We start from the raw sequence: 10517 nt of genomic DNA, 5'->3' as shown, positions 1-10517 counted from the left end.
CCCGGTTTTATCTGTTGCGATTGCCGCGCCCCAAAGCACGGCTCATCTGTGCTGCGATCTGGCCCTGGCTGCGGCGGAACCCTTGAACATCGGGTGTTGAGATGTTCATGACGACGTTGACCGCACCCCCGCCGCCCGAACTGCGAACCCCCAGTTTTCCATCCGCCCCGCGTGCCAATGGCATGATCGCCTCGGGGCCCGCCTCGCCCATCAGGCCGGTGCCGCCGCGCATCGGAAAGGTTGTGGGGCCGCTGATCACACCGCCATTGGCAAAGGGCATCACGCGCCCTTGGCTGAAACTGCCGCCATCGGCAAACGGCAGAAGACCCTGCACAAGACCACCAACCGTACCGGACAACAGCCCACCAAAGTGATCCGTTACCGGCTTGATCGCAGCCGAATAGGCCGTCTGGATCAGCGAGTTCTTCAGAACGTCCAGCGCATCAGACAGGCTCTTCCCATCCAGCACCACACCGTCGAAGGCTTTGCGCAGCCCACTGGACATTCCCCGCTCCAGCGTGGCGACATCCTTTCCCGTTTCCTCAAACGCAGCGCCGATCCGCTTCATCTGACTGTCAAAAGCCGCCGCCATGCTGGCCGCATCACTTAACGAGTCGCCCAGCGCCTCGCCCCGCTCCTGCAGGTCGTCAAACCCATCACGATCCGTCATCACGCTCTCCTTGTTCTGTGTCCGGATATGCTGCCAACAGCGCATCCAGCCCGGCCCGGTTCATCGCCGGTATTCCGGCACTCTGCCCCAGCAGCAGCCGCAACTCGGCCGGGGTCAGACGCCAGAACTGATCCGGCGTTAGGCGCAGCCCGAGGAACCCGGCCCGCATCAAAGCAGGCCAGTCGAACCCGCTCATGCGCCACCCGGCACCATGAAGGCCCGCGCCAGCAACTCAGCCGCAGCCCTTGCACCGGCCAAAGGGCCCCCTTCGATCTCCGCATGCATCACGTCAGTACGGGACACATCCGCCCCGCCGCCCCGCAGTCCCGCCACGATCAGCGCAAGCACATCGTTGCTGGAATAGCCGCCACCTTCGAACCGCTGGACCAGCTCAACCAATGACCCGGTATCCAGTTCCTGTTCCAATTCCGCCAAAGCACCCAACGTTAGCTTGAGTACCCGCCGCTCCCCATCGATGGTCAATGCCACCTCGCCCGTCCACGGATTGGCCATCGGATTACAGCGCGGTAAAGGTCAGCGCACCGGCGCTTGCCAAGCTCATCTCATAGGTCGCCTCGCCATTGTGCGAGCCCGCATATTCAATGCCGGTCACCTGAAACGGCCCCTCGACAATGCCGAAATCGGGGATGATCACCTGAAAGCCCGGTGTCTCGCCATCAAAGAACAACTGCCGCGCGCGCTCGTCGGTGCCTTCGTCCTTGAATACGCCCGAGCCCGAGATCGCGGCCGATTTGACTCCTGCCCCTGATAGCAGCTCGCGCCAGCCTCCCTGGCTCTCCAGGGTGGTCACATCCACGCTTTCGGCGTTGAAACTGATCCGCGTGGCGCGCAGGCCAGCGATGGTTTCGAACAGGCCCGTGCCGTTCATATCAACTTTGACCAAAAGGTCTTTTCCGTTCTGGGCAGCCATGTGCTCTCTCCGTTGATTGCTTAGTCGTCTTCCACGCGGGCGCGGAATCTCAGGTCGATCTGGCGGATTGCACCGCCGGTTCCGGTGCGCCGGGCGCTGGCGCGTTCGAACCAAAGCCCCACTAGGCGGCCCCGATCCAAACTCAGCCCCACGCCGTCCAGCGCGTCACACACGGCACCGGCCAGTGATTTTGCGGCGCCAAATCCTGCGGCCTCGGACACAACCGAGATCGTGAACCGATGCAGCGCACCTGCGCCGGACCTGTCCGACGCTTCGCGGACCTCTTCCGGGCCCAGCGTCACATAGGTGGTTGGAACCGGCCCAGTCGGCACCGCATCAAAGATTGCGCCACCAGATTGCGCGCTGACATCAGCGTCAGCTGAAAGCCGCTGAAACACCGCCGCCTGCAACGCGGCTGCTACGCCATAGCTCATGCCGCCACCTCTTCATCTGCGAAACAGGTCAGATACTGACCGCGCGGATCGCGATCCGCGACAGCGCGGATTACGAAACGCCGCGTGCCTTCGACAAAACGCTGATCCGGTGTTGGCCTCATCGACGATCCCTCGGGCGCGCCCCGCACCACAATGCGATAGCCCACCCGTGATACCGGCACCCCTGCGATGGCCCGCTCGGACCCGCTGCGCGCCGTAACCTCTGCCCAAATCGTGCCCAGCACCGCCCAGGTCTCAACGAACCCGCCCGCACCATCGGCCGAACGATCCGGCGTTTCCAGCACCAGCTTGCGGTTCAGACGAGGCGCTGTCATTGCGCCATTCCCGAACCAAAACGCACCATACGGTACCGCTGTATCAGGCTGGTCACCCCAAAGGGCATACACCCATCGCTAAGCGACGTCTCATCGCGGTATTCGTAGTAATGCGCTGCTAGCAGCAGCACCGCCTGCCCCAGATCGGCAGGCAGGCTATCCCAACCTGCAGCCATACCGGCAGTTAAGGCAATCTTCACCGATCCACCCGTTGGAACATTTGGCAAAGACGTTGCCGCAGGCCGCAATCGGGGGCGCTGACTATCACGCTCCAACCGATAGATGCCGGCATCAAGATCAGTGTCCATTCCGGTCGCATCTGTCATTGTGACCGCATCAATTGCTGAAACCGGGGCCACGGGCAGCACTTCGCCCGCCGGGTCGCGCCAACAGCTCAGGCTCCAAAAAAAGGCGCGCTCGATCAGCACTTTGCCAGTTCTGGCCTCGATTGCCGCAATGGCCGCACGCAGGAACCCTTTCAGCACCTCGTCCTGCACATCGCGCTCGGCAAACCCCGTGCCCATCCGCAAATGCGCTTTGAACTGATCCACCGGCAGCGTCGCATCCGCGATAGCGGTCTCTTCGATCAACATCATCCATTCACTCCGCAATCTCGGACCCCTCCGGGGCCGTAGTCTTGAAAATGACGGGCACGCGCCGCCCCACGTTGCTCGGACGGAGGGGAGCAGCTAGACAACGCGGGGGATCTCACCCCGGCCCGTACCCGCCGCCCGAAGGACCGGTCGCCCGGCCCCCCGGATCCGTCACCGCTCAGGCGGTGCCGAATTTCAGCAGCTTGATCGCGGCAAAGTCGCTGACATCACCACCCACACGCTTGGTTGCGTAGAACAGGACATGCGGCTTCGCGCTGAACGGATCACGCAGCACGCGCAGATCGGGACGCTCGGCAATGGTGTATCCAGCCTGGAAATCGCCAAACGCGATCGAGAAGCTGTCCGAGGCGGCATCCGGCATGTCCTCGGCGATCAGAACCGGATAGCCCATCAGGCGCGCAGGCTCACCCGCAGCCAGGCCATCCGACCACAGGAAGCGGCCATCGCTGTCTTTCAGCTTGCGGATCAGGCCAGCGGTTTTCGAATTCATCACGAAGGTGCCGTTGACGCGGTACTGTGCGCCCAGCGCATAGACCACATCGACAATCGCATCCGCGTCGATACCACCATCGATACCAGTGGCGACGTAACCAAGGCTGCCCCAGGACCAGCCATCATCCGGCACCGCGCGGTGGATCATCAGCCCCTTGGGCTTGTCTACACCATCGCCATTGATAAACGCCGCCGCTTCGGCGCGGGCGAATTTGTCCGCAATACGACCGGCCAGCCAGCCTTCGACATCAAACGCACTGTCATCCAGCAAGCGCTGCGAGGCCTTGGGCAACGCGCTCAGCTCGTGCAGCGGGATCGAGATACGGTCAATCGACGGGGTGCCGGTTTCTGCCGTGGCCGAATTCTCATCGGCCCAACCCGCGCCCACATCCGTATGGTCGATCAGCACGTCAAACGAGTTCGCCTCGACATTCACAACCGAAGCAATCGAACGGATCGACGCGGTTGAATTCAGAACCGACTTGATCGCCTCCGCAGTCTGCGGATCAACCAGGTACCCGCCTTCGCTGTTCACAGCGGTCGACAGCGATTTGGCCTCGATCTCCAGCCCGCGCAGCCCGTCATCCTCGCCCGAACGCACGTAAGCATCAAAAGCTTTCTGATGCGGGGCACCGTCCTCGTTCGAGGCCGCAAGATGCGGGCGCGCCGCGATGGTTGATTTACGATCCAGCATGGTCAGTCGCTCTTCTGTCTGTTGCAATTTGGTTTTCACTTCAGCCTTCAGGCCCTTGAATTCATTCACGAAGCCAGCCATCGCCTGCTTCACCTCCTGAACCAGGGGCGCACCCTCTCCGGTCAAGGCCGGGGTCTCGGTCTTGCTCATCAGCTTGTCCTGTTCTGAGTGGGTTTGAGGCGCGCTAGGTCCGCGCCAGCTCCTGCCGGGCATGGTCAAACACCTCGGCAATACTGCGCCAGGTGTTCTCGGCCTCAGGATCTACCCCCTTGGCCGCCACCCGCGCACTGGGCAGCATTGGGAATGTCACTAGTGACACCTCCCACAGCTCCAGTTCGGTCAGGACCCGCTGGCCCTTATCATTCTTCACGGCCCGCTTGGTGCGATAGCCGATCGACAGGCCATCCATGGCCCCCGCCCGGATCAGCTCGGCCGCCTCTCGGCCCTTCTGCGTGCTTTCCAGCAGACGGCCCTTGACCCACAGGCCCTTGTCGTCTTCACGGACCTCATCCCAAACACCGATAGGCTGCGCCGGATCGTGCTGCCACAACATCTTGACCCGTTGGCCCAGCTTGGTCAGCCCAGCCAGCGAACCGCGATACGCGCCGCGCTGCACCACATCGCTACCCTGATCGACCTGACCAAACAGGCTGGCATAGCCTTCGATCACAGCATCCTCGGATACCGACAAACCATCTCCAAACCGCGCGAATTTATGTTCCAAATCCATGAACTTCTCCATGTAACTAACTGAAATCAAGGCGTTACCACCAAAAGAGACTGAAAGGCTTGCGCCAGGATCACCGCCGCCACGCCATAAACGGTCAACCACAACCGTTTCTCCAGCCGCTCCATCATCTCTTCAATCTGGTCCAGCCGCCTGCACAGATGCGCATGCTGGATCTCGGCCACCCGCTCATGCGCGGCCAGCCGCAGGCCCGGCGCACATTCGAACGGAGGATACGGATCAGCCATCCGCTCGCTCCGGCAGCCCCAACAACGCGCGCTTCTCGGCATCACTCAGGAAATCGGCCCCATTGACCCGCGCCCATTGCGCATCCCGTTCCGCCGACAGAGCCGGGACCTGATCCAGATCGGGCTTCAGCACCAGTTCCTCGCCGGTAAAGCCCGCCAGCCAGTCCGACACCGCCGCCGCCACCCGCGTCACCAGAGGCAGAACAGTCAGGCGATAGAACGCCCGGTTGGCCTCCTGATAGTTCGAATAGGTCGCGTCGCCTTGTATCCCCAGCAGCATCGGCGGGACGCCGAAGGCCAGCGCGATCTCGCGGGCGGCGGCTTCCTTGGTCTTTTGAAACTCCATATCGGACGGAGAGAACCCCATCGGCTTCCAATCCAGCCCCCCTTCCAGAACCATCGGACGGCCTGCATTGCGCGCCCCGCGATAGTTCTGCTCGATCTCGTCTGACAGACGCCGGAACTGATCTTCGGCCATCACCCCATGGCCATCACCTTTCCAGACCAGCGCCCCCGAAGGCCGCGCCGCATTGTCCAGCAGCGATTTCGACCACCGAGACGCGCTGTTATGCACGTCAATCGCCATCGCTGCCGCCTGCATCGGCGAGAACCCATAGTGATCATCCTGAGGGTGAAACGACTTGATATGACAGATATTTTCCGCCGCAAACCGGTGCTTATTACCGCCCACCGCGTAATCATACGCCTTGGGCCAGCCATCCGCCCCCGGCACCACGCTCATCCGGTCCGAGCGCAAGACATGCAGCTCAACCGGTAGGCCTTCCTCGGCCTGAACCGCCTCAACATAAGCATTTCCCGACAGCAGCAACTGCCCGAACAAAGCCTCCATCAACTCCGCCCGCCCCTGCGCCGCATTCGGACGACGCATCAACGACAGGATCGGATGGGTATCGAACCGCTGCGCCTGATCCTGCAACACCAACGGCAGAGCCGCCGCCGCCTCGGCAATCAGCTTGACCGAGCGAAACCCCACCGGGTTCCCCGAGAACCCTGTCCGTGTCAGCGACACCGCATCCCGAGGGCTCCACGCCACGCGCCCGCCCGTCTGCCACGCCACCACAGGCCCCGCTGCGCTCGCCTTCGCCTCGGGCGCCTCGCCAGCCGATCCACGACGCAAGAAATCGAATACCATCTGTGCTCCTTTCTGCCGCCGCTCTGCCCGGCTTGTTGAAAGGAGTTATGACGGAAAGAAGTTTAGGGCTTGGGAATAGGGCGTACGGGGGATGGGCAACGGTGCTAACAGGACGAGCAACAAACCCTTTAAATTCCAACGGCCCTCTAACAGAAATGACCTTGGAGATCAGGCGTCGTTAGCCGCCTTCCGATCTTCTGCACAAGACCTTATCATCACAAGCAACTGTTCTGAGTTTGCCAGATAGTCCAGGAAAATCGGTTGAACACCACGATCAAACCGTTCCGGATGACCTGGATGCGACAAACCAAACCCTAGGAATTGAACCTGTTGTTCTGAAAGCAGGGTTCCTACCCTTAGGGACGGATAAGGCCGGGTAGGTAGAACCTCGTATGGAAATGTTTTTGAATGTTCGCACGAAACGACAAATAGCCGGGTGCTAAGCCTCCAGTTTCTTCCCAAACGACAGATGATTACACGTGTATCGGTAACGTAGTAGATTAGATTGCTCAAAACGAACTGGCGCTGAGAGGCGAGGTAGGCGGAAAAAGAAAGCAAGGCCAACGTTGCAATACCATACACAAACAAAGCCTTAAATCGACCGAAGCGTGCCTCTGGGTCAGCATCGATAAATGGTAGCGTTGCCCAAAGCGCAACAAGTGCCACTAGAACAAATATTTGCAACTTCCGTTCTTCGCCTACAGCTTGAAAAAACTTCAAGCCAAAGCCCGGGCGACCTGACCAAAGCAAGCGTTCTTTTGGACCAAGGATTTCTTCTAAATCAGGCGAACGGAGAGTTGTAACGGTAACAAATGACATATGATTGGCCATACAGCGCGCAAGCCCCTGAAACCAGTTAGAATCGGTGTAAGGCGCATCAGAAACCATACTTCAAATAAGTAGCGTTTCACAAACTCCGCACCCTCGGCCTCCGATACACCCCCGCAGGCCCCACCACCAACTCATGCAGCGCCCAGACCAGCGCGTCGACCCGGTCGGGTGAGCCCTGCCCCTCGAACCCGCGCGCGGTCATCTGGCACATCTGCTCCTCCAGCGCGTCCAGCCCGGCCACATGGCTCACCCGCCCTTGCTCGTATAAAGCCGCCACAGGCTCGGCCCGCGCGACCTTGCCGCGTGAGGCCCTCACCGCGCGATAAGGGACCAGAGGGTCCACCTGCCGCACAACCTCTTCCACCAGTTGTCCGCCCTGATTGACCTCAGCCACCAGCCGTTCGGCCCCGAATTCATCCATCGCGTCAATCGCCGCCTGCGCCCAGCCCGCCGGGCCAACACCCTGCACCGTCCGGTCGGCCAGCACATAGGCGCGCCAATCCTCGGGCGGCCCCTGTACCTGAGCCCCCACGACCACGATCCCGCAGGCATCCGCATCCGCCCCCGCAGTCACCGCCGGGTCCAGCGCCACGACGATGCGGTCCAACGCAGGCACCCGCGCACAGCGCGCCGCCTCGAGCATCGACCTGGTCCACAGCGCGCCTTCGGCATCCGACAGCAGCACCCCGTCCAACTCCTGCCGCCCCAGCCGCGTACCCGCATAGCGCGCGCGTACCTCGTCCAGAAACGACCTGGCCAGATTGGCCCGGTTCGCCTCGGTCGGCGCGTGCGTTTGTAGGGTGGACGGAGACGCCAGCAAATCCTTCAAAACCTTCACATTGCGCGGCGTGGTGGTCACACAAACGCGCGGTTGATCCCCCAAACGCAACGCAAATTGCAGCATATCCCAAGTCTCACTGGCTTTCTTCCACTTGGCCAGTTCATCTACCCAAGCCGCATCAAACTGCGGGCCGCGCAGCCCCTCGGGATCATGCGCCGAAAACGCCTGCGCTTCGGCCCCGTTGGGCCAGATCAGCTTGCGCTCCGATGCCTTCCACGTGGGCCGCCGATCCGGCGGTGAGCACTGCAATATCCCACTATCACCAAAGATCATCACATCGCGCACCTGATCGTAGGTCTCACCGACCAAAGCCACACGACAAGCTTCTCCCTTGTCCAGAGGCTTTGACCCCTCAACCATCGACCGCACCCATTCGGATCCCGCGCGCGTCTTACCCGCACCGCGCCCGCCCATGATCACCCAGGATCGCCAGTCGCCCTCGGGCGGCAACTGATGCGGCAACGCCCAGAACTCGAACAGGAAAGGGAGGGCACACAGCCCCCCCTCCCCGATCTCACTCAGAAATCTGTCCTGCACCGCAGCAGGCGCGGAGGCGAGCCAGCCTGCACCCGATCTCAGATCGTGCCCGATCAAGGTCGAGCGCGTAGCCCCCTTGGGCAATTCCGGCTTGTCTGTGATGTTGTTCGACAAAGCTTGTCTCCACTTTCTGGCAACTGCGGATCAGCCCCTCTAACTGCCCGAGTTGCTTGGCTGAACCAGCAAGATCTGCATCCTCCCCGGCCCCAATTTGCTTGCGCAGGTCTTCCGCCGCTTGCCGCAAACTGCGAATGGACGCCTCAAGCGACCGCAACAAATCGGCCGTTTGGGAGATCCGCTCTTCCGGGGTAATTAACGTCATGTTTGCTTGTGACCTCATGCGTGAGTTTTCTCCGCACGACAGAAACGAAAAACGGCCGCCGGGTCGCCCCGGGGCCGTTGCCCACTTCTTCTAGCATGACACAACTAATACGCGATACCGCGCGCAAAGTCAATGTTGCACGCAACGGCCCGCAACACCTAACGCACGGAAATTGTTAATTTTTCTTAAGATTTAGACTTACAAGATCGGTAGAGGCCCACGCGTTTTGGTCTGACGCAAAACAAAGTTGCTGCGCGTGTCGCGTACCAGCCCTGATTTCAAAAGCCGCTGCATGATAAAATGCTCCAGATCTTCGGGCGTCTTCGCGTAAACCTTGAGAATGAAATCATGATCCCCTGTAATCGAAGCGCACTCAACGATCTGCGGCTCTGATTCAACCAGGCGCAGGAACGAGGAGATGCTGTCTTCCTGATGATCCTGCAAGGCAACATGTATATAAGCAATCGCGTTCAGACCCACCGCCTTGGCTGTAACTTGCGCGCGATACCCCGATACGACACCCGCAGCTTCAAGATCACGAACCCGCCGCCAGCATTGCGACGCGGACAGGCTGGTTCGTTCCGCCAATTCCTGCATCGACAGACGGCCACTGACCTGCAGCTCCCGCAGGATTGAAATGTCCGAGGACTGAAGTGTTTCTTTCACTTTTGGCTCTCTTCTGAATTGTTCATCTCAATTCTGGCGAGATTTCCACGAATTTCAAAGATTTTTCTTGGCACGACACCTCTAGACTCGTTGTAGGAGGATGCCCGAGATGCCCAAATCAACCAAGTACACTGCAAAATGCGCCGATGCGCAGGGTCACATTGACTATTCCGCAGAAGAAGACGCTGTCTGGGCCGATCTCTATGCCGCTCAAGAACCGAACATTCGCAGCTTCATGGCCCGGGAATATCTGGATGGTTTGGACCGTTTGAACCTTCCCAAAACCAAAGTCCCCTCATGTGCAGACGTCTCGGACCGACTGCTCGACTTGACCGGCTGGCAGGTTCAACCCGTTCCGGCCTTGATCGGTTTCAAAGAGTTCTTTGGAATGTTGGCTAACAAGGTCTTTCCTGCCGCGTCTTTCATCCGCTCTCGCGAAGATTTCGACTACATCGAAGAACCAGATATCTTTCACGAAATCTTCGGACACACTCCCCTTCTCAGCGACCCGCGCTTTGCAGCGTTCAGTCACGCAATCGGAGCGGCCGGAACACGGGCAGATGCCTCCGACTACATTTGGTTGATCCGCCTCTACTGGTTCTCGATCGAGTTTGGCTTGCGCCGCCAGAACGGGCAAATCAAAGCGCTCGGATCTGGTCTTGCATCCTCGCCAACCGAACTGATTTATTCTGTGTCCAGTGATGTTCCCGACCGCGATCCGTTTGATGTTCTGACTATTCTGCGCACACCATATCGAATTGACATGCATCAGATGGGATATTTCGTTTTGGACGATCCCGAAGAACTCTTCGCCGCTGCAGAACGTGATCTCCTTGCCGATGTGCATCAGGCGCGTTCGTTGGGCCTGTTACCAAACAAGTTCCCACCAAAGGCCACGGCTGCCGAATGAAGCATCAAAATCGATTTGTCACCTGCGGTCAAACGGCCACTGGCCGGTAGTTCGCATGGTTCATGGCTTGACAATCCTCTCTCGACACCGCATGTGCCCCTCAAACAGCGCT

15 protein-coding genes are annotated in these 10517 nt (G+C 60.1%); 1 reads left to right on the top strand and 14 read right to left on the bottom strand.

Annotated features, from left to right (window positions below):
* Nucleotides 1-7: 7 nt before the first annotated feature.
* The 14 genes from ACR0KG_RS06520 to ACR0KG_RS06455 all read right to left on the bottom strand — a co-directional run bounded on the left by ACR0KG_RS06520 (nt 8) and on the right by ACR0KG_RS06455 (nt 9495).
* Nucleotides 8-670 (bottom strand): phage tail tape measure protein, encoded by a 663-nt coding sequence (locus ACR0KG_RS06520; RefSeq protein ID WP_480546809.1) that lies wholly within the window; start codon nt 668-670, stop codon nt 8-10.
* Nucleotides 657-866, bottom strand: coding sequence for a rcc01693 family protein (locus ACR0KG_RS06515; RefSeq protein WP_480546807.1), 210 nt, complete (start codon nt 864-866; stop codon nt 657-659). Before ACR0KG_RS06515 ends, ACR0KG_RS06520 begins: the two co-directional genes overlap by 14 nt.
* Nucleotides 863-1183, bottom strand: coding sequence for a gene transfer agent family protein (locus ACR0KG_RS06510; RefSeq protein WP_480546805.1), 321 nt, complete (start codon nt 1181-1183; stop codon nt 863-865). Before ACR0KG_RS06510 ends, ACR0KG_RS06515 begins: the two co-directional genes overlap by 4 nt.
* Before the next feature lie 4 nt (nt 1184-1187).
* Nucleotides 1188-1601 carry a phage major tail protein, TP901-1 family gene (locus tag ACR0KG_RS06505; RefSeq protein WP_480546803.1) on the bottom strand — a complete coding sequence of 138 codons (414 nt, stop codon included), beginning with the start codon at nt 1599-1601 and terminating at the stop codon, nt 1188-1190.
* A gap of 20 nt (nt 1602-1621) precedes the next feature.
* Nucleotides 1622-2035, bottom strand: coding sequence for a DUF3168 domain-containing protein (locus tag ACR0KG_RS06500; RefSeq protein WP_480546801.1), 414 nt, complete (start codon nt 2033-2035; stop codon nt 1622-1624).
* Nucleotides 2032-2370 carry a phage head closure protein gene (locus ACR0KG_RS06495; protein WP_480826798.1) on the bottom strand — a complete coding sequence of 113 codons (339 nt, stop codon included), beginning with the start codon at nt 2368-2370 and terminating at the stop codon, nt 2032-2034. The genes ACR0KG_RS06500 and ACR0KG_RS06495 overlap by 4 nt, the downstream gene beginning before the upstream one ends.
* The gene (locus ACR0KG_RS06490) at nt 2367-2966 is read right to left on the bottom strand and encodes a head-tail connector protein (RefSeq protein WP_480826796.1); all 600 of its coding nucleotides are present in this window, start codon (nt 2964-2966) and stop codon (nt 2367-2369) included. The genes ACR0KG_RS06495 and ACR0KG_RS06490 overlap by 4 nt, the downstream gene beginning before the upstream one ends.
* A 175-nt stretch (nt 2967-3141) precedes the next feature.
* Nucleotides 3142-4320, bottom strand: coding sequence for a phage major capsid protein (locus ACR0KG_RS06485; RefSeq protein WP_480826795.1), 1179 nt, complete (start codon nt 4318-4320; stop codon nt 3142-3144).
* Nucleotides 4321-4354: 34 nt separating this feature from the next.
* Nucleotides 4355-4900, bottom strand: coding sequence for an HK97 family phage prohead protease (locus ACR0KG_RS06480; protein WP_480546793.1), 546 nt, complete (start codon nt 4898-4900; stop codon nt 4355-4357).
* Nucleotides 4901-4926: 26 nt separating this feature from the next.
* Nucleotides 4927-5145, bottom strand: a complete 219-nt coding sequence (locus ACR0KG_RS06475) for a GTA head formation protein, RCAP_rcc01685 family (protein ID WP_480546791.1) — start codon at nt 5143-5145, stop codon at nt 4927-4929.
* Nucleotides 5138-6298, bottom strand: a complete 1161-nt coding sequence (locus ACR0KG_RS06470; RefSeq protein ID WP_480826794.1) for a phage portal protein — start codon at nt 6296-6298, stop codon at nt 5138-5140. The genes ACR0KG_RS06475 and ACR0KG_RS06470 overlap by 8 nt, the downstream gene beginning before the upstream one ends.
* Nucleotides 6299-6466: 168 nt before the next feature.
* Nucleotides 6467-7129, bottom strand: coding sequence for a hypothetical protein (locus ACR0KG_RS06465; RefSeq protein WP_480826793.1), 663 nt, complete (start codon nt 7127-7129; stop codon nt 6467-6469).
* Nucleotides 7130-7205: 76 nt separating this feature from the next.
* Nucleotides 7206-8492 carry a DNA-packaging protein gene (locus ACR0KG_RS06460; RefSeq protein ID WP_480827334.1) on the bottom strand — a complete coding sequence of 429 codons (1287 nt, stop codon included), beginning with the start codon at nt 8490-8492 and terminating at the stop codon, nt 7206-7208.
* A 535-nt stretch (nt 8493-9027) separates the two neighbouring features.
* Complete coding sequence (locus ACR0KG_RS06455; RefSeq protein ID WP_480542428.1) at nt 9028-9495, bottom strand: Lrp/AsnC family transcriptional regulator; 468 nt, start codon at nt 9493-9495, stop codon at nt 9028-9030.
* Between the two features lie 109 nt (nt 9496-9604).
* On the opposite strand from ACR0KG_RS06455, the gene phhA reads away from it, so the two are divergent.
* On the top strand, nt 9605-10405 hold the full coding sequence (phhA, locus tag ACR0KG_RS06450; protein WP_480546785.1) for a phenylalanine 4-monooxygenase: 801 nt from the start codon (nt 9605-9607) through the stop codon (nt 10403-10405).
* Nucleotides 10406-10517: the final 112 nt, after the last annotated feature.

The organism is Ruegeria sp. H4, from assembly GCF_056533065.1.
This window is presented reverse-complemented; position numbering and strand designations above follow the sequence as displayed.

What these genes read in the sequence shown, in the direction of transcription:
- phhA (WP_480546785.1), top strand. Translation starts at nt 9,605, where the DNA reads ATGCCCAAATCAACCAAGTACACTGCAAAATGCGCCGATGCGCAGGGT.
- ACR0KG_RS06480 (WP_480546793.1), bottom strand. Translation starts at nt 4,900, where the DNA reads ATGGATTTGGAACATAAATTCGCGCGGTTTGGAGATGGTTTGTCGGTA.
- ACR0KG_RS06475 (WP_480546791.1), bottom strand. Translation starts at nt 5,145, where the DNA reads ATGGCTGATCCGTATCCTCCGTTCGAATGTGCGCCGGGCCTGCGGCTG.
- ACR0KG_RS06510 (WP_480546805.1), bottom strand. Translation starts at nt 1,183, where the DNA reads ATGGCCAATCCGTGGACGGGCGAGGTGGCATTGACCATCGATGGGGAG.
- ACR0KG_RS06470 (WP_480826794.1), bottom strand. Translation starts at nt 6,298, where the DNA reads ATGGTATTCGATTTCTTGCGTCGTGGATCGGCTGGCGAGGCGCCCGAG.
- ACR0KG_RS06515 (WP_480546807.1), bottom strand. Translation starts at nt 866, where the DNA reads ATGAGCGGGTTCGACTGGCCTGCTTTGATGCGGGCCGGGTTCCTCGGG.
- ACR0KG_RS06500 (WP_480546801.1), bottom strand. Translation starts at nt 2,035, where the DNA reads ATGAGCTATGGCGTAGCAGCCGCGTTGCAGGCGGCGGTGTTTCAGCGG.
- ACR0KG_RS06505 (WP_480546803.1), bottom strand. Translation starts at nt 1,601, where the DNA reads ATGGCTGCCCAGAACGGAAAAGACCTTTTGGTCAAAGTTGATATGAAC.
- ACR0KG_RS06485 (WP_480826795.1), bottom strand. Translation starts at nt 4,320, where the DNA reads ATGAGCAAGACCGAGACCCCGGCCTTGACCGGAGAGGGTGCGCCCCTG.
- ACR0KG_RS06490 (WP_480826796.1), bottom strand. Translation starts at nt 2,966, where the DNA reads ATGATGTTGATCGAAGAGACCGCTATCGCGGATGCGACGCTGCCGGTG.
- ACR0KG_RS06495 (WP_480826798.1), bottom strand. Translation starts at nt 2,370, where the DNA reads ATGACAGCGCCTCGTCTGAACCGCAAGCTGGTGCTGGAAACGCCGGAT.
- ACR0KG_RS06465 (WP_480826793.1), bottom strand. Translation starts at nt 7,129, where the DNA reads ATGGCCAATCATATGTCATTTGTTACCGTTACAACTCTCCGTTCGCCT.
- ACR0KG_RS06520 (WP_480546809.1), bottom strand. Translation starts at nt 670, where the DNA reads ATGACGGATCGTGATGGGTTTGACGACCTGCAGGAGCGGGGCGAGGCG.